This is a genomic window from Nocardioides halotolerans DSM 19273 (assembly GCF_000422805.1).
Classification (GTDB): domain Bacteria; phylum Actinomycetota; class Actinomycetes; order Propionibacteriales; family Nocardioidaceae; genus Nocardioides; species Nocardioides halotolerans.
Genome location: NZ_KE383922.1, coordinates 394,984 through 412,551, shown reverse-complemented (window position 1 = coordinate 412,551; position 17,568 = coordinate 394,984). Strand labels below are relative to the sequence as shown.

12 protein-coding genes and 2 rRNA genes are annotated in these 17,568 nt (G+C 70.1%); 2 read left to right on the top strand and 12 right to left on the bottom strand.

Annotated features, from left to right (window positions below; genetic code table 11):
* Window positions 1–7 precede the first annotated feature (7 nt).
* Window positions 8–601, bottom strand: a complete 594-nt coding sequence (locus G514_RS0112570) for an NUDIX domain-containing protein (RefSeq protein WP_028652026.1) — start codon at window positions 599–601, stop codon at window positions 8–10.
* Window positions 602–624: 23 nt separating this feature from the next.
* Here G514_RS0112570 and pepN point away from each other — a divergent pair, with 23 nt between their 5' ends.
* Entirely contained in the window at window positions 625–3,066 is a 2,442-nt protein-coding gene (pepN, locus tag G514_RS0112565; protein WP_028652025.1) for an aminopeptidase N, read from the top strand.
* 18 nt (window positions 3,067–3,084) lie between these two features.
* Here pepN and G514_RS0112560 read toward each other — a convergent pair whose 3' ends face one another.
* From G514_RS0112560 to G514_RS26545, 8 genes are read right to left on the bottom strand one after another with little or no spacing between them, the layout of a single operon-like run.
* Window positions 3,085–4,794: a CTP synthase gene (locus G514_RS0112560; RefSeq protein WP_028652024.1), complete on the bottom strand. Its 1,710-nt coding sequence runs from the start codon at window positions 4,792–4,794 to the stop codon at window positions 3,085–3,087.
* Window positions 4,795–4,805: 11 nt separating this feature from the next.
* Window positions 4,806–5,726: a copper transporter gene (locus G514_RS0112555; RefSeq protein ID WP_028652023.1), complete on the bottom strand. Its 921-nt coding sequence runs from the start codon at window positions 5,724–5,726 to the stop codon at window positions 4,806–4,808.
* Window positions 5,723–6,895, bottom strand: a complete 1,173-nt coding sequence (gene steA, locus G514_RS0112550) for a putative cytokinetic ring protein SteA (RefSeq protein ID WP_028652022.1) — start codon at window positions 6,893–6,895, stop codon at window positions 5,723–5,725. Before steA ends, G514_RS0112555 begins: the two co-directional genes overlap by 4 nt.
* 45 nt (window positions 6,896–6,940) lie before the next feature.
* Window positions 6,941–8,701 (bottom strand): DNA repair protein RecN, encoded by a 1,761-nt coding sequence (recN, locus tag G514_RS0112545; protein ID WP_028652021.1) that lies wholly within the window; start codon window positions 8,699–8,701, stop codon window positions 6,941–6,943.
* Window positions 8,701–9,669, bottom strand: coding sequence for an NAD kinase (locus G514_RS0112540; RefSeq protein ID WP_028652020.1), 969 nt, complete (start codon window positions 9,667–9,669; stop codon window positions 8,701–8,703). Before G514_RS0112540 ends, recN begins: the two co-directional genes overlap by 1 nt.
* 36 nt (window positions 9,670–9,705) lie before the next feature.
* Window positions 9,706–10,506, bottom strand: coding sequence for a TlyA family RNA methyltransferase (locus G514_RS26550; protein WP_051247407.1), 801 nt, complete (start codon window positions 10,504–10,506; stop codon window positions 9,706–9,708).
* 21 nt (window positions 10,507–10,527) lie between these two features.
* Window positions 10,528–10,887: a hypothetical protein gene (locus G514_RS0112530; protein WP_028652019.1), complete on the bottom strand. Its 360-nt coding sequence runs from the start codon at window positions 10,885–10,887 to the stop codon at window positions 10,528–10,530.
* Window positions 10,888–10,897: 10 nt separating this feature from the next.
* Entirely contained in the window at window positions 10,898–11,905 is a 1,008-nt protein-coding gene (locus tag G514_RS26545) for an HAD-IIA family hydrolase (protein ID WP_036564638.1), read from the bottom strand.
* A 38-nt stretch (window positions 11,906–11,943) separates the two neighbouring features.
* Here G514_RS26545 and G514_RS26540 point away from each other — a divergent pair, with 38 nt between their 5' ends.
* Complete coding sequence (locus tag G514_RS26540) at window positions 11,944–13,065, top strand: DUF1015 family protein (RefSeq protein ID WP_051247406.1); 1,122 nt, start codon at window positions 11,944–11,946, stop codon at window positions 13,063–13,065.
* On the opposite strand, the gene G514_RS0112515 is transcribed toward G514_RS26540, so the two are convergent.
* The 3 genes from G514_RS0112515 to G514_RS0112505 form a co-directional block, all read right to left on the bottom strand.
* Window positions 13,040–13,423, bottom strand: coding sequence for a single-stranded DNA-binding protein (locus G514_RS0112515; protein ID WP_028652018.1), 384 nt, complete (start codon window positions 13,421–13,423; stop codon window positions 13,040–13,042). The two genes, G514_RS26540 and G514_RS0112515, sit on opposite strands and share 26 nt — an antisense overlap.
* A gap of 377 nt (window positions 13,424–13,800) precedes the next feature.
* A 5S ribosomal RNA gene (gene rrf / locus G514_RS0112510) occupies window positions 13,801–13,917 on the bottom strand.
* Between the two features lie 182 nt (window positions 13,918–14,099).
* A 23S ribosomal RNA gene (locus tag G514_RS0112505) occupies window positions 14,100–17,208 on the bottom strand.
* Between the last annotated feature and the right edge of the window lie 360 nt (window positions 17,209–17,568).

Genomic DNA, 17,568 nt, shown 5'->3' with positions numbered 1-17,568 from the left:
CCCGACCCTAGTGGTTGCCGACCAGGCCCCGCTGCCGGGCGGTGAGCACGGCGATGATGACCGGCGCGTCGCTCACCCGGCCGTCGAGGCAGGCGGCCAGCAGGTCGTCGAAGGGCACCCACAGCGTCTCCATGTCCGCCTCCTCGTGGGCGGGGGTGAAGTCGCCGCGGTCACCCTCGCGCAGCCCGCGCGCGAGGAAGTAGTGGATCCGCTCGGTGGTGATGCCCGGAGAGCTGTACGCCGAGGTGAGCGGCGCCCAGTCGGCGGCCTCGAGGCCGGCCTCCTCCAGGAGCTCGCGCTCGGCCGCCGACCGCGGCTCCTCCCCGTCGACGTCGAGCAGGCCGGCGGGCAGCTCCAGCATCCGCATCCGGGCCGGGTGGCGGTACTGCCGCAGGCACAGCACCCGGTCGGCCTCGTCGACCGCGAGGACCACCACGGCGCCAGGGTGCTCCAGCACGACCCGGGTGAACGGCTCCTCGTCAGGGCCGTCGGGGTGCCGCACCCGGTCGGCCCGCAGCGCGAACGGCAGCGACGTCCGGTAGAGGTCCTCGCTGCTCTCCACCGGCCAGCTCTCGGGTACGTCCGCCACGCGCTCCACCACGCGCGGAGGTTACCGTCAGGGCCATGACGGAAGCCGCGAGCCTGACCGAGGAGGAGGCCCGCACCCGCGCGGCGCTGATCGAGGTCGACCGCTACGACATCGACGTCGACCTGCGCGAGCTGCTCGAGGGGACCCGGTGGCTGGCGACCTCGTCGATCACCTTCAGCTGCCGCACGCCGGGCGCGTCGACGTTCGTCGACGTGGTCGGCGAGGTGCTCTCGGCCCGCCTCAACGACGTCGAGCTCGACCTCTCGACGTACGCCGACGGCCGCCTGCCGCTCCCCTCGCTGGCCGCCGACAACAGGCTCGTCGTGTCGTCGGTGCAGTCCGACACCGGCTCGGGCAACGCGATCCTGCGCACGGTGGACCCGCAGGACAAGCTCGTCTACCTCTGGTCGTCGTTCGAGCCGGACGGCGCCCGCCGTGCCTGGGCGTGCTTCGACCAGCCGGACCTCAAGGCGGTGCACGGCTTCCAGGTCAGCGCCCCCACGGAGTGGACGGTCCTCAGCAACTGCGCTCCCGAGGTGGTCCTCGACCGCGACGACGGCGGCCGGCTGTGGGTCTTCGAGGACACCCCACGGCTCTCGACGTACGTCGTGGTCGTCAACGCCGGCCCGTACCACGAGCTCCGGGAGCAGCGCGGCGGCCACGACCTGGGCCTCTACTGCCGCCAGTCGCTGCGGCAGTTCCTGGAGCGGGACGCCGAGGAGCTCTTCCGGGTCACCGAGCAGGGCCTCGCCTTCTTCGCCGAGCGGTTCGCGATGCCGTTCCCGCAGGAGCGCTACGACCAGGTCTTCGTGCCCGACATGGGCGGTGCGATGGAGAACTGGGGCTGCGTCACCTTCACCGACGCCGTCCTCCACCGGAGGCCGCCCACCTTCTCCGAGCGGGCGTGGCGGGCGCTGGGCGTGCTGCACGAGATGGCGCACATGTGGTTCGGCGACCTCGTGACGATGCGCTGGTGGGACGACCTGTGGCTCAACGAGGCGTTCGCGTCGTTCGCCTCGACGTGGGCGTCGTTCGAGGCGACGGAGTTCACCGACGCGTGGGCGACCTTCCTGGCCGAGGAGCAGCTCGCGGCCTACCAGCAGGACATGAGCCCGGCCAGCCACGCCATCCGCACCACCGTGCCCGACGTCGACCACGCGTTCGCGAGCTTCGACGCGATCACCTACTACAAGGGCCAGGCGGTGCTGGCCCAGCTGATGGCCTACGTCGGCGAGGAGACCTTCGTCGCCGGCCTGCGGGCCTACTTCCGCGAGCACGCCTGGGGCAACGCCAGGCTCAGCGACCTGACCGGCGCCATCGGTGAGGCCGCCGGCCAGGACCTCACCGGCTGGACCGCGAGCTGGCTCGACCGGGCCGGCACCGACACGCTCAGCCTCGTCGGGTCGGCCCTGCTCGCCACCAGCCCCGACGGCGGTGAGCCGCGCCCCCACGCGCTGCGCATCGGCTCCTACGTCCGCTCCGGCGGAGGGCTGCAGCGCCGCGCGCTGCTCGACGTCCTCACGACGGGCACGACGACGTACCTCCCCGACCTGCCGGTCGCCGACCTGCACCTGCTCAACGACGGCGACCTCACCTTCGCCTCCCTGCGCACCGACGAGTCGTCGGTGCAGGCGATGCTGGCCGACGTCGCCACGCTGGACGACCCGGTCAACCGCGCGGTCGTCGTCACCACCGCGTGGGACATGCTCGCCAAGGGCGAGCTCTCGACCGGCGACTTCCTCGACAGCGTGCTCGGCATGCTGGAGACCGAGCCCAGCCCGGGCGTCGTCGAGCACTTCTTCGGTCTCGCGCTCAGGGCCGCCGAGCAGTGGAGCCCCGCGGTGCTGGCGCCCCGTCGGCTGGCTCGGGTGGCGAGCGTGGCCGCGGCCCGCGTCGACGAGCCCGACCACCGCGCGCCCGCCCTCCAGACGCTGGCGTGGTCCGCCTCGACGCCCGAGCACTTCGCCCTCCTCGACGAGGCGGCGACCGACGACGTCGACCTGGCCTGGCGGGTCATGGTGCGCCGCGCCTCGCTCGGGAGGTACGACGAGGCCGCGGTCGAGGACCTCCTGGCCCGTGACCCCGACCCCGAGGCGCACCTGCGCGCGTGGGGCGTGTCGGCGGCGCGTCCCCTGGAGGAGGCGAAGGCCGAGGCCTGGGAGCGCCTGTGGCGCGAGCGGGCGATCCCCGCGGGCTTCCCGCTGATCGAGTTCGCCCGCTGCTTCTGGCGGCCCGCCCAGCAGGAGGTCATGGTGCCGTGGGCGCACCGCTACCTCGACGAGCTCGCCGACCTTCCTCCCGGCGGACTGCTGGCCTTGGGCGGGATGGTCCGCCACATGCGCCCGGCGACGTGCGACGAGGCCTGGCTCGAGCGCGCCCAGGACCTCGCCGACAGCGGCGATCTCGCGCCGGCGATCCGCAACGTGCTGGTCATCGCGATCGACACCCTGAGCCGGGTGGTCGCGGCGCGCACGTGAGCGAGCGGGGGGTGGCGCTCAGTCGTCGATGTCGACGGGCTCGCGCCGCAGGCCGCTCTCGTCGATCGGGAACCGCAGCTCGCGCTGACGCTCGATGGCCGCGCCGACCAGCCCCTTGAACAGCGGGTGCGGCCGGGTGGGCCGCGACCGCAGCTCGGGGTGGGCCTGCGTCGAGACGTAGTAGGGGTGCACGTCGCGCGGCAGCTCGACGAACTCGACCAGGTTGTTGTCGGGCGAGGTGCCGGAGAACACCAGACCGGCGTTCTCCAGGGTGTCGCGGTAGGCGTTGTTGACCTCGTAGCGGTGCCGGTGCCGCTCGTCGATCTGCTCCGCGCCGTAGACCTCCCGGGCGATCGAGCCGGGCTTGAGCAGCGCCGGGTAGAGGCCGAGCCGCATGGTGCCGCCTAGGTCGCCGGCGCCCTCGACGTAGGCGAGCTGCTCCTCCATCGTCGCGATCACGGGCTCGGGGCTGTCGGGGTCGAACTCCGTCGAGTCGGCCTTCTCCAGCCCGGCGACGCTGCGGGAGAACTCGATCACCATGCACTGCAGACCCAGGCAGAGTCCGAGCGTGGGGATCCGGTTGGTGCGGGCGTAGGTGAGCGCACCGATCTTGCCCTCGAGGCCGCGGACGCCGAAGCCACCCGGCACGCAGACGGCGTCCACGTCGTGCAGGTGTCGCGAGGCGCCGGCGGGCGTCTGGCACTCGTCGGAGGGGATCCAGCGGATCTTCACGTCCGCCTCGTGCGCGAACCCGCCGGCCTTGAGCGCCTCGGCCACCGACAGGTAGGCGTCGTGGAGGTCGACGTACTTGCCGACGAGCGCGACGGTGACCTCCTCCTTCGGGTGGTGCACCCGGCGCAGCAGGTCGTCCCAGACCGTCCAGTCGACGTCGCGGAAGGGCAGCCCGAGCCGGCGCACGACGTAGGCGTCGAGCCCCTCGCGGTGCAGGACCTTCGGGATGTCGTAGATCGACGGCGCGTCCGCCGCGGTGACCACGGCCTCGAGGTCGACGTCGCACATCAGCGAGATCTTGCGCTTGATCGAGTCGGGCAGCTCGCGGTCGGCCCGGCAGACGACGGCGTCGGGCTGGATGCCGACCTGCCGGAGCGCGGCGACGGAGTGCTGGGTGGGCTTGGTCTTCAGCTCGCCCGACGGCCCGATGTAGGGCACCAGCGAGACGTGGAGGAAGAAGCTGTTGTCGCGGCCGATGTCGTGGCGCACCTGCCGGGCGGCCTCGAGGAACGGCAGCGACTCGATGTCGCCGACCGTGCCGCCGATCTCGGTGATCACCACGTCGATGTGCTCGCCCTCGGGCGAGGTGCCGCCCATCGCGAGGATGCGGTCCTTGATCTCGTTGGTGATGTGCGGGATCACCTGGACGGTGTCGCCGAGGTAGTCGCCGCGGCGCTCCTTGGCGATCACCTCGGAGTAGACCTGCCCGGTGGTGACGTTGGCGATCTGCCCGAGGTCGGTGTCGAGGAACCGCTCGTAGTGCCCGATGTCGAGGTCGGTCTCGGCGCCGTCGTTGGTCACGAAGACCTCGCCGTGCTGGAACGGGTTCATCGTGCCGGGGTCGACGTTGAGGTAGGGGTCGAGCTTCTGCATCGTGACGTGCATGCCGCGGGAGCGCAGCAGCCGGCCGAGGCTGGATGCCGTGAGCCCCTTGCCGAGCGAGGAGGCGACGCCTCCGGTGACGAAGACATGCTTGGTCGGCACGGGGGACTTCATGGACCTCAAGGTTATCCCAGAGGTACGGCGCCGTCAGATCCCGACGCACCGAAGGAACCGGTGGTTCCTGCGATCGCGGCCTCCAGGGCGAGGACCGCGGTGACCTGGCCGATCGTGGTCTCGATGCCGTCGACGGTCGAGACCGTGCCGGTCAGCTCGCCCTCGCGGAGCGCGGCGAGCTCGCCGTCCTCGGCGGAGGTCTCGTCGCCGACCACCACCACGCCCGCGGCGTTGTGGGCGATGCCGCTGGTCAACCCGGTGAGGATGGTGCGCGAGGCCAGGCTCGACGTCGCGCCCTCCGCGCCGAGCGGCAGCACGACCAGCACCAACGGCGCGTTGCGGACGTCGGCGGGCGAGGTCAGCAGCTCCGGTCCGGCCAGGCTCTCGCGGACCGCGACCGCCGCGAGGTCGGCCCGCACCGAGGAGGCCTCGGTGGTCGCCATCGCGATGCCGACGAGCTGTCCGAGCCGCTCGTAGGTCGGCGCCGAGGAGTCCACCCGCGGGTCCACGAGCTGCGCGATGAGCAAGGTGGTCAGGTCGTCGATCGGCGAGGTGGCCGCGGGGTCGAACAGCGTGTCGCCGACGGTGTAGGTGCCGGTGACGGCGCCGCCCGCGACGGCGATCTGCGACTCCAGCGCCTCGAGGTGCGCCGGGTCGGCGCCGGGCATCGCGAGGATGGCGGTGGCGTGGCCGTCGAGCCCGTTGGCGTAGAGGCGGCCGGCACCCTCGTCGGCGAACACGTCGGCGAACCCGGACCGGTCGTCCGGAGCCGGCGTCGGAGCGGCCGCCGGCGTCGCGGTGTCCCGCTCGCCACTGCCCTGCTGGTCGTCGTCGTCACCGGAGGCGAGCGGCCCGCCGCCGAGCGCGATGCCGACCGCGAGCGCGAGGAACACGGCCACCAGCGAGGCGACGTGCTGCCGGAGCGAGATCACGTGAGCCCCTGGAGGTAGTCGACGACGTCGTGCGCCCAGTCCTGGCCGACCGGCGTCACGGCGATGGCTGCGAGCAGGGCGACGAGACCCGCGAGGAGGACGGGCACGACCAGCGCCGGGCCAGCGCGCCCGGTGTAGAGCGCCTTGACGGCGTGGGCGTCGACCAGCCGGTCACCCAGCTTGAGCCGGGTCGCGACGCTGCTCTCCCGGACCGGCTGATCGCCGTCGAGGAGCTCCTCGAGATGGGAGTGCAGCCCCACGCCGATGACCAGGCGCGCGGCCTGGTGGTCGGCGAGGAGGAGGCCGACGTCCTCCGCGGAGGCCGACGTGTCGACCAGGTGCGGCGGGCCGGCGACGGCCTCGATCCGCGCCTGCTCGTCGAGGCCTGACCCCTGGGAGACGACCAGCACGACGTCGCCGGCCACCCGGAGAGCGTCGGCGGACGGCAGGTCGCTGGTGCCGCCGGCCGCGACGACGACGATGTCGGCAGCCCAGCTCAGGCCGAACAGGTCGTCGGCCGCCGCGCCGACCGCGATCACGACCGGCGCCTGCTCGCGGACGAACGGCGCGATCGCCTGCAGCTCGGCATGGTCGGCCGTGCCCACGACGACGACCGCGCGACCCGCGATCCGGGTCGTGGGCTCGGGCAGGCCGCGGCCGCGCAGCAGCAGGTCGTGCTCGCGGCGCAGGAAATCGCCGGTGGTGCGGGTCAGCGCGTCGAGCTCGACGACCCGGCCGCTGTGCGCCTGGTCCATCTCGCTGTGCACCCGCTCGAGGTCGACGACGCGGCCGGTCGCCAGCAGCTCGGTGCGCCCGTCGGGGAGGACGGCGAGGACCCTGCCGCCGTCGACCCGGACCGGCAGGTTGTCGCGGATGCGGTCGAGGCCGTCCTGGCCGACCTGGTCGACGACCAGGACGCCGGCCTCGGCGAGCACCTCGGGGCCGAGGTTGGCGTAGCGGCCGGAGATCATCGGGGCGGCGTTGACGACCGCGCGGACGCCCGCCTCGAGCAGCGCGGAGGCGGTGTCACGGTCGAGGTCGACGTGGTCGAGCACCGCGATGTCGCCGCGCCGCAGCCGCGGGAGCACGTCCGAGGCCGGCCGCCCCACCCGGGCGATCCCCGTGACGCCGGGTCCCGCCAGCGACGCCTTGCGCGCGTTGGACTTCATCTCACCCCACGAAAAGACTGGTCGCTCAGTGTGGCAGGGCTCGGCTCACGACAGCGCCCGCGCCGGAGCCGCGACCTCCAGCAGCTCGCGCGCGTGCGCGAGCGCCGTGTCGGACTCCGAGAGCCCGGCGAGCATCCGGGACAGCTCCTTCTCGCGCGCCTCCTCGTCGAGCAGGGTCAGCCCGGAGCTGGTGACCGAGCCGTCGCTGGCCTTCTCCACCAGGACGTGCCGGTCGGCGTACGCCGCGACCTGCGGGAGGTGGGTCACGACCAGCACCTGGGCGGTGCGGGCCAGCTGGGCCAGCCGGCGGCCGACCTCGACCGCGGCGGTGCCGCCGACCCCGGCATCGACCTCGTCGAAGACGAACGTCGGCACCGGGCTGGTGCCAGCCAGGGCCACCTCCAGGGCGAGCATGACCCGCGACAGCTCGCCACCCGAGGCACCCTTGTGCAGCGGGCGCGGCTCGGACCCGGTGTTGGCAGCCAGCAGGAACTCGACCTCGTCGACGCCGCTCGCCGTGTGGCGCAGCCAGCGCGTGCCGATCCGCAACGGGCTCGCGCTGGGTGGCGGGTCGCCGGCAGGCCGCTCAGCGTCGTGCTGGGTGACCGAGATCTCCAGCCGGGCGTCGGGCATCGCCAGCAGCGCGAGCTCGGCGGTCACCTCGGCCGACAGCCGGGCCGCCGCCTCGCTGCGGGCGCTCGACAGTGTCTGCGCCACCTCGGCCAGCTCGGCGCGCAGCGACCGCTGCTCGGCGCGCAGGGCCTCGATCCGGTCGTCGGTGCCGTCGAGGTCGAGCAGGCGCGCGGCCGAGGACTCCGACCAGGCCAGCACCTCCTCGACGGTCTCGCCGTACTTGCGCGTGAGCGCCGTCAGCGCCGCCCGCCGCTCGGAGACCGTCGCCAGGCGCGCCGGGTCGGCGTCGATGCCGGCGGCGTACGACGCCACGTCGGCGGCCAGGTCGGAGAGCAGGTAGGTGATCTCGGCGAGCCGGTCGGCCAGCGCGCCGGCCTCGGGGTCGTGCTCGCGCACGCCGTCGAGCAGGGTGCGAGCGGCAGAGGCGGCACCGAGCGCGTCCGGGTCGCCCGCCTCGCTGGACAGTGCCTCCCGCGCCTGCTCGGCGGCGGTGCGCAGCGCGTCGGCGTAGCCCAGGCGCACCTCGTCGGCCGCCAGCTGGGCGTCCTCGCCGGGCTTGGGGTCGACCGCCTCGATCTCGCCGAGCCCGAACCGGAGGAGGTCGGCCTCGCGCGCCCGCTCGCGCGCGCTGGCCACCACCTCGTCGAGCTCGCGCTCGGTCGCCTCGAGGCGCGCGTGCAGCGCGGCGTAGGCCTCGGCCATGCTGAGCACCGGTGCCCCGCCGAACCGGTCGAGCGCCTCGCGCTGGGCCCGCTGGCGCAGCAGCCGGTGCTGGTCGGACTGTCCGTGCACCGCCACGAGGGGCTCGGCGGTGTCCGCGAGCCGCGACACCGGCACCGCCGCGCCGCCGACCCAGGCGCGGGAGCGGCCCTCGCTCGAGACGTTGCGGGCCAGCACGACGTGGCCGTCCTCGGTCTCGCCCCCTGCGTCGTCGACCGCGGCCCGGAACCCGTCGAGCGCGGTCGCGTCGACCACGCCCTCCACCCGCGCCGTGCGCGCGCCGGTGCGGACCATGCCGCTGTCGGCCCGCCCGCCGAGAAGCAGGCCGAGAGCGGTCACCACCATCGTCTTGCCCGCGCCGGTCTCGCCGGTGATGACCGTCAGGCCGGGACCGAGCTCGAGCCGCGACGACTCGATGACCCCGAGGTGGCCGATCCGGATCTCCTCGAGCATCAGCCGAGCCCCTCCTCCGCGCGGCGGCGGCGCTCGGCCGAGCCGCGCCAGCCCTGGACGGGGAGGTCGAACTTCGCGACGAGCCGGTCGGTGAACGGTCCGGGGTGCAGGCGGGCCAGCCGCACCGGCTGGTCGGCACGGCGCACCTCGATGCGCGCGCCCGGCGGCAGGTCGACCGCGCGCCGGCCGTCGCACCAGAGCACGCCGGCGCCGTCGGTGCGGGCGATGACCTCGACCGCCAGCAGCGAGTCGGGTGCCACGACCAGCGGTCGCGCGAACAGCGCGTGCGCGCTGATCGGCACGATGAGCAGCGCCTCGACTCCCGGCCAGACGATCGGCCCGCCTGCGCTGAAGTTGTAGGCGGTCGACCCGGTGGGGGTCGCCAGCACCACGCCGTCGCAGCCCCAGCGCGACAGCGGACGGTTGTCGACCTCGACGACCACCTCGATCATCCGCTCGCGGGCGGCCTTCTCGACGCTGGCCTCATTGAGGGCGAAGGTGTGCGTCACGAGCTCGCCGTCGCGGAACGCGCGCACGTCGAGGGCCAGGCGGTCCTCCGGCACCCACTTGCGGGCGACGATCGCGTCGATGACGTCCTGCACGTCGTCGACCTCGGCCTCCGCCAGGAACCCGACGTGGCCGAGGTTGACGCCCAGCACGGGGGTGCCGCTCCCCCACGTGACCTCGGCGGCCCGCAGGATCGAGCCGTCGCCGCCGACGACCACCGCGAGCTCGCAGTCGAGCGCCAGGTCGGTGTCGCCGTGGACGATCTCGACCGGCGGGTCGTAGGTCGAGGCGTCGATGCCGAGGTCGGAGGCCTCCTGGGCGAGCAGGCGGACGACGATGTCGTGGGCGGTCAGCGCCTTGCAGAAGCTGAGCGTGACGTCGCGGGCCGCGTCGCGTCCGGTGTGCGAGAGCACCAGCACCCGCCGGGTCGCGGCGGTCTCGTCGCTCGGGCTCGTCGTCACGGCATCAAGCCTCTCAGACCGCACCCCCGGTCCGGGTCAGCCGTGCGCCGCGTTGTGGATCGCGTCCTCGGTGAGGGTCGCCGGGCCGCGCCGCAGCCACAGGAAGAACTCCACGTTGCCCGACGGCCCCGGCAGCGGGCTGGTCGCCACGGCCCGGGCGCCCCACCCCAGCGCGTCGGCCCGCGCGGCGACCGCGGAGACCGCCTCGGCCCGCAGGTCCGGGTCGCGGACCACGCCACCCTTGCCGACCCGGTCCTTGCCGACCTCGAACTGCGGCTTGACCATCAGCGCCAGGTCGCCGTCCTCCCTGGTCACGCCCACCAGGGCCTCGAGCACCAGCGCCAGCGAGATGAACGACAGATCACCGACCACGACGTCGACCGGCCCGCCGATGAGCTCGGTCGTGATCTCGCGGATGTTGGTGCGGTCGTGCACGTGCACGCGCTCGTCGGACCGCAGCGACCACGCCAGCTGCCCGTAGCCCACGTCGACCGCCACCACCTCGCGCGCCCCCGCCCGCAGGAGCACGTCGGTGAACCCGCCCGTCGACGCCCCCGCGTCGAGGCACCGGCGTCGGGCCACGCTCAGGCCGAGCGGCTCGAACGCCGCCAGCGCGCCGGCCAGCTTGTGCCCTCCGCGCGAGACGTAGTCGGGGCGGTCCGGGTCGTCCGCCACCACGACCGCGACGTCCGTCGTCACCTGGGTGGCCGGCTTGGTGGCGGTCGCGCCCGAGACGCTCACCCGTCCGGCGGCCACCAGCTCGGCGGCGTGCTCGCGCGACCGGGCGAGGCCGCGGCGGACCAGCTCGGCGTCCAGCCGCAGCCGGCGAGGCGGCACTGCCCGGGTCTCCCGCGCTGCTCAGGCGTGACCGGGGTGGTCGTCCGCGTGCTCGGCGCCGCCGACCTGGTCGTCGTCGCCCGGGTCGTCCAGTGCCCGGCGCAGCTGCACCTGGGCGCTCTCGAAGACGCCCACGTGCTCCTCGATGGGCCGGTCCTCGAGCTCCTCGACGGCCCTGATCACCTCGTCGACGCGGTCCGAGCCCGTGCGCACCCGCTCGGGAGCCGGAGCCTCGGGGTCGCCGGCCTCCTCGTCGGGCCCAGGGACGTCGGGCCCGGGGACGTCGTGCTCGGGGTCCGGGTGTGTTCCGGGGTCCCCGGCGAGGTTCTCGGACTCGTCGCGCAGCGTCTCGTCCGAGAAGTCCGGTGGGGTGGAGGTCATGGGGCGAACGCTACTCGGGCGCCGCGACTGCGCCGACGGCCACCGGCTCGCCGTGCGTGTCGAGGTGGCGCCACGCGGCCGCGGCCACGACCCGCCACCAGTCGTCGACCTCGCCGGCGCCGTCCACGACGAGCTCGCCGTCGTCCACGTGGGCGGTCCACCCCCCGAGCGTGACCCCATCGTCGGACACCTCGGGCGCGGGATGGGCGGCGTGGAGGCCGCCCAGGTCGGCCGAGACGTACGTCGGGCGCAGCTCCGGGGGCGCGGCCACCAGCTCGGCCAGCCCGGTGACGCCCGTCATCACGAGCAGCGAGTCGACGCCGGCGGTGTGCGCACCCTCGATGTCGGTGTCCAGCCGGTCACCGACCATCAGCGGTCGCTCTCCCCCGCACCGCCGCCGGGTCTCGTCGAGGAGGGGCCGCGACGGCTTGCCGGCCACCACCGGGTCGACCCCGCTGAACCGGCGCAACGTCTCGACCAGCACCCCGTGCCCGGGCGCGACCCCGAAGGAGGTCGGGAAGGTCTGGTCGGTGTTGGACGCGACCCACCACAGCCCCTCCTTGATGCGGACGGCGCCGCGCATGATCTGGCCCCAGAGCACGTCAGGCCCGTAGCCCGTCACCACCGCCGCGCCGTCCTCCTCGACGCCGACCTGCTCGAGCCCGACCTCCGCGATCGCGTCGGCGAGCCCGTCGCCGCCCAGCACGACCACCCGGCCGCCCTCGCCCAGGCGGTCGATCAGCACCCGCGCGGCGGCCTGGGCCGAGGTCACGACGTCATCGGCGCCGGCCTCCACGCCGAGCCCCCGCAGGTGCTCGGCGACCGCCGACGGCGGCCGGGACGCGTTGTTGGTGATGAAGGCCACCCGCATCCCTTCCGTCCGCGCGGCGGCCACGTGCTCGGGCGCCCCGGGCACCGCCTCGGGGCCGATGTAGACCACCCCGTCGAGGTCGAGCATGGCCAGGTCGTAGGTGCGGTCCAGGGGCTCGGTGCAGCTCCCCAGCGACCCAGCAGTCAAAGCAAGTCTCCTCACGTGGGCCGAACTAGGATCTGTGGATGGACGCCAACGCCGTGGTCATCCCCCCGTACGTGGGGCGACCCCTCCGGCTGGTGCCCTTCCGCGGCGTGCGGCTGAACCCCCGGCGCGTGGGCGACCCCTCGTCGGGCCGCCTCTTCGCCCGACCGTACCGGGCTGTCGCCGCGCGGCTCACGCAGTGGCAGGAGCGCGGACAGCTGCGGCGCGACGACGAGCCCGCGCTCTACCTCCACGAGTACATCGTCGGGGGCCTCACCGTGCGCGGACTGGTCGGGGCGCTGGACATCTCGCACCGCGCCAGCGGCCCCGAGGACCGCGCCGTGCTCCCCCACGAGGGGATCCACCCGGTGCAGGCCGACGAGCTCGCCGACCGGATGACCGAGCTCGCCCTCAACCCCGCCCCGATCCTCCTCGTGCACCGAGCGCCCGCCGAGATGCGCGCGATCGTGCACCGCGTCATCGCCGACCCGCCGGTCGACGACTTCGTCGACCGCAACGAGCAGCGCCACCGGATCTGGCCCATCCGCGATCCCTCGGTCCTGGCCGCCATCGACGACGGACTGGCCCGGAGCCAGGCCCTGATCGCCGACGGCCACCACCGCTACGCGGCCTACCTGCGCATGCAGCGACGCTCCCCCGGCGGCGCGACCGACCGCGGCCTGGCCATGCTGGTCGACCAGGAGGACACCCCGCTCTTCCTCGGCCCGATCCACCGCATCCTGACCGGGGTCAGCCTCGACGACCTGGCCACCGCGGCCGAGACCGTCGGCGCGAGCCTCGAGCTCGTCGACCGCCCCGCCGCCGTGCACGCCCTCGGCCCGGCCACCCTGGCCGCGACCGACGGCCGCCGCTGGGCCACGGTCAAGCTGCAGCTGCCCGAGGACCGGGCCGCGGTGGAGCACCTCCACGACGACCTGGTCCCGGCGCTGCCGCGCGGACCCCAGCGGATCGAGTACCACCACTCCGTCGAGGCCACCCTCGCCCGGCTCCGCAGGGACAGCGTGGCCGTGCTGATGCCGGCGCCCGACGTCGACCTGGTCCTCAAGATCGCCGCCGACGACCGGTTGCTGCCCGAGAAGGCCACGTCCTTCCAGCCGAAGCCCAGCGTGGGCGTGCTCATCCGCTCGCTGCGCGACGAATGATCCGGCCGGCGGTCAGCTCCACCTCCACCCGGGACGCGGTCGCACCACCGGCGCGGAAGAACCGTCGTCGCATCGCACCCGACACCTCCACCACATCGCCGGCCTGCCACTTCTCGACCTGTTTCTTGAGCCGCCCGGACCACACTGCGCACTCGAGCGAGTCGACCCGCTGACGCGGCTTCTCTCTGCCCGCGGGCGCGGCCCGCTCGACGACGACCCGCAGGTTCCACACGGCGTCGCCGCTGGGCAGCTCGCGCAGCTGGGGGTCGGCCGCCAGCCGCCCCACCAGTCGCACCTCGTTGACGGCCTCCGCGGGGTCCTCGACCACGTCGGAGTCCTCGATCTTCCGTGCGGACATCGCACATCACCTCCGCGCCCCACGCTTCCCGCGTATACGGACACCACCGGGCCGTCCGCAGCCCGCCTGTGGAGGACGCACCTCGAGGCCGTGCCTGTGCAACGTTGAGGGACGGTGGTGGTGGGGCTCCTCCCGGCGCTGTGCCGATGCGGTGCGTTCGGCTTGCGCTCGAGGGCGTGGTCGCGCTTCGCGCCGCCCGGCCCTTGACGCTGCCGGGAGGAGCCCCACCACCACCGCCCTGCGGCGCCAGGTCCGCGCCAGGTAGGGGCATCCCGGTACGCGCGCGGCGTGCGGCGGCGGGACCGTCCGACGACCGCATCAGAGGAGTGAAATGCAAGAAGGCCACCCCGCGAACGGGGTGGCCTTCTCGAAAGAATGTCCGGCGACGTCCTACTCTCCCACAACCCCTCGGCTGCAGTACCATCGGCGCTGAGAGGCTTGACTTCCGGGTTCGGGATGGGACCGGGTATTTCCCTCTCGCTAAGGCCGCCGTAACTCTTGCCGGCAACTCACGGGAATCATCACCGTGAGCAGCCGAAGCTACTTGCCTTGTTGCAAGGCGGTATCCAGTTGTCTGGATTCCTTCAATGTGGACGCGAGCAGTCGAAGCTGCAGCAGCAGGTGAGTCACATCAACCGAGCCGTCTGCGAAGACTGCTGTCTTGGTTGAATGTTTGTGGGACAAGCCCTCGGTCTATTAGTACCAGTCGGCTGGGCATTACTGCTGTACACCTCTGGCCTATCAACCCAGTGTTCTGCTGGGGACCTTACCTACTTATGTAGTGGGAAACCTCATCTTGAAACGTGCTTCCCGCTTAGATGCATTCAGCGGTTATCACTTCCGAACGTAGCCAACCAGCCGTGCTCCTGGCGGAACAACTGGCACACCAGAGGTTCGTCCATCCCGGTCCTCTCGTACTAGGGACAGCCTTTCTCAAGTTTCCTGCGCGCGCGGCGGATAGGGACCGAACTGTCTCACGACGTTCTAAACCCAGCTCGCGTGCCGCTTTAATGGGCGAACAGCCCAACCCTTGGGACCTGCTCCAGCCCCAGGATGCGACGAGCCGACATCGAGGTGCCAAACCATCCCGTCGATATGGACTCTTGGGGAAGATCAGCCTGTTATCCCCGGGGTACCTTTTATCCGTTGAGTGACCACGCTTCCACATGCCGTGGCCAGATCACTAGTTCCGACTTTCGTCCCTGCTCGACATGTCTGTCTCACAGTCAAGCTCCCTTGTGCACTTACACTCGAAACCTGATTGCCAACCAGGCTGAGGGAACCTTTGAGCGCCTCCGTTACATTTTAGGAGGCAACCGCCCCAGTTAAACTACCCATCAGGCACTGTCCCTGATCCGGATTACGGACCTAGGTTAGACATCTAGTACGACCAGAGTGGTATTTCAACGTTGACTCCACCCAAACTGGCGTCTGAGCTTCACAGTCTCCCACCTATCCTACACAAGCCGAACCAAACACCAATACCAAACTATAGTAAAGGTCCCGGGGTCTTTCCGTCCTGCCGCGCGTAACGAGCATCTTTACTCGTAGTGCAATTTCGCCGAGTCCACGGTTGAGACAGCGCCCAAGTCGTTACTCCATTCGTGCAGGTCGGAACTTACCCGACAAGGAATTTCGCTACCTTAGGATGGTTATAGTTACCACCGCCGTTTACTGGGGCTTAAGTTCTGAGCTTCGCGCTTGCGCGCTAACCCGTCCCCTTAACCTTCCAGCACCGGGCAGGAGTCAGTCCGTATACATCGTCTTACAACTTCGCACGGACCTGTGTTTTTAGTAAACAGTCGCTTGGGCCTGGTCTCTGCGGCCATCACCGCTGCCTGCCGCTAGGGCATTGACGGATCCGGCCCCCCTTCTCCCGAAGTTACGGGGGCATTTTGCCGAGTTCCTTAACCATGGTTCACTCGATCGCCTTGGTATTCTCTACCTGATCACCTGAGTCGGTTTGGGGTACGGGCGGCGCATAGCTCGCTAGAGGTTTTTCTCGACAGCATAGGATTACCCACTTCGTCCATACGGACTCCGCGTCAAGTCTCAGGATCGTGCCATCCGGATTTGCCTAGATGACTCCCTACACTCTTGCCCGTGGACAACCATCGCCACGGTTGGGCTACCTTCCTGCGTCACCCCATCGCTTGACTACTACCGGTTTGGGTCCCGCGCTAGGCTGCCGGCCATTCCCCCGAAGGGTTCAGTACCGACAGATTCGGGCGGTTAGCATCACCGGGTTCGTCATGGGCGCTACTTTGCCGGTACGGGAATATCAACCCGTTGTCCATCGACTACGCCTGTCGGCCTCGCCTTAGGTCCCGACTTACCCAGGGCAGATTAGCTTGACCCTGGAACCCTTGATCATTCGGCGGAGGAGTTTCTCACTCCTCATTCGCTACTCATGCCTGCATTCTCACTCGTGTCGCGTCCACCCCTGGATCACTCCGAGGCTTCACTCGCGACACGACGCTCCCCTACCCATCCAGACCTCTGAACCACGAAGGCTTGAGTATTGTCTGAATGCCATAGCTTCGGCGGATGACTTGAGCCCCGCTACATTGTCGGCGCGGAATCACTTGACCAGTGAGCTATTACGCACTCTTTCAAGGGTGGCTGCTTCCAAGCCAACCTCCTGGTTGTCATTGCAACTCCACATCCTTTTCCACTTAGTCACCGCTTAGGGGCCTTAGCTGATGGTCTGGGCTGTTTCCCTTTCGACTACGGAGCTTATCCCCCGCAGTCTCACTGCTGCGCTCTCACTTACCGGCATTCGGAGTTTGGCTAACGTCAGTAACCTGGTCGGGCCCATCGGCTATCCAGTGCTCTACCTCCGGCAAGAAACACGCAACGCTGCACCTAAATGCATTTCGGGGAGAACCAGCTATCACGGAGTTTGATTGGCCTTTCACCCCTATCCACAGGTCATCCCCTCAGTTTTCAACCTAAGTGGGTTCGGTCCTCCACGCGGTCTTACCCGCGCTTCAACCTGCCCATGGATAGATCACTCCGCTTCGGGTCTTGATCGTGCTACTACGTCGCCCTATTCGGACTCGCTTTCGCTACGGCTTCCCCACACGGGTTAACCTCGCAACACAACGCAAACTCGCAGGCTCATTCTTCAAAAGGCACGCTGTCACCCATCACAAGGATAGGCTCCAACGGATTGTAGGCACACGGTTTCAGGTACTATTTCACTCCCCGCCAGGGGTACTTTTCACCTTTCCCTCACGGTACTTGTCCGCTATCGGTCATCAAGGAGTATTTAGGCTTAACGGGTGGTCCCGCCAGATTCACACGGAATTTCAGGGGTTCCGTGTTACTTGGGATGCCACTCGGAAGATCTGAGTTTACGCTTACGGGGCTATCACCCTCTACGGCGCCGCTTTCCAACGGGATTCAACTTAGCTCAGATTTTGTGACTTCCTGGTCGAATGGCAGCTCGACCTGAGTGGTCCCACAACCCCCCACCTGCAACCCCTGCCAGGTATCACACAGATGAGGTTTGGCCTGTTCCGATTTCGCTCGCCACTACTCTCGGAATCACTATTGTTTTCTCTTCCTGTGGGTACTGAGATGTTTCACTTCCCCACGTTCCCTCCGCACGCCCTATATATTCAGGCGTGGGTAACTGGACATGACTCCAGCTGGGTTTCCCCATTCGGACATCCCCGGATCACAGCTCGGTTGCCAACTCCCCAGGGCTTATCGCAGGCTCCTACGTCCTTCTTCGGCTCTTGATGCCAAGGCATCCACCATGTGCCCTTCGTAGCTTGTCTCACAAACACTCAACGAAGACAACAGATCAGGGCCGTTTCTGAGGCGTCCCTAGTGCATTCGTCGAGCAACTCGAAGTACTGCTGCTACAAAGACCGGTCGCTCTCCCCGCACCCGATCAGCGAAATCGAGGGACGAGTTGATTGAGAGCGACCGAAAACGCGACATCTCATGGTGAGAGATGCCGCGAAGATGCTCGCGTCCACTATGAAGGAATCAATGTGCCTGCCCGCCGGACCACCCGGCTGCTCTCGCAGACGCGTGTGCCCGAGGGCGGTTGAGAATCGGTCCGAGCGACGCTCGGGGCCTGATCTCTCAAAGCCCAACAGTGTGCCAGGACCTCGAGCCTCCGAGCCGGCTGC

What these genes read in the sequence shown, in the direction of transcription:
- pepN (WP_028652025.1), top strand. Translation starts at nt 625, where the DNA reads ATGACGGAAGCCGCGAGCCTGACCGAGGAGGAGGCCCGCACCCGCGCG.
- G514_RS0112560 (WP_028652024.1), bottom strand. Translation starts at nt 4,794, where the DNA reads ATGAAGTCCCCCGTGCCGACCAAGCATGTCTTCGTCACCGGAGGCGTC.
- steA (WP_028652022.1), bottom strand. Translation starts at nt 6,895, where the DNA reads ATGAAGTCCAACGCGCGCAAGGCGTCGCTGGCGGGACCCGGCGTCACG.
- recN (WP_028652021.1), bottom strand. Translation starts at nt 8,701, where the DNA reads ATGCTCGAGGAGATCCGGATCGGCCACCTCGGGGTCATCGAGTCGTCG.
- G514_RS0112530 (WP_028652019.1), bottom strand. Translation starts at nt 10,887, where the DNA reads ATGACCTCCACCCCACCGGACTTCTCGGACGAGACGCTGCGCGACGAG.
- G514_RS26540 (WP_051247406.1), top strand. Translation starts at nt 11,944, where the DNA reads ATGGACGCCAACGCCGTGGTCATCCCCCCGTACGTGGGGCGACCCCTC.
- G514_RS0112515 (WP_028652018.1), bottom strand. Translation starts at nt 13,423, where the DNA reads ATGTCCGCACGGAAGATCGAGGACTCCGACGTGGTCGAGGACCCCGCG.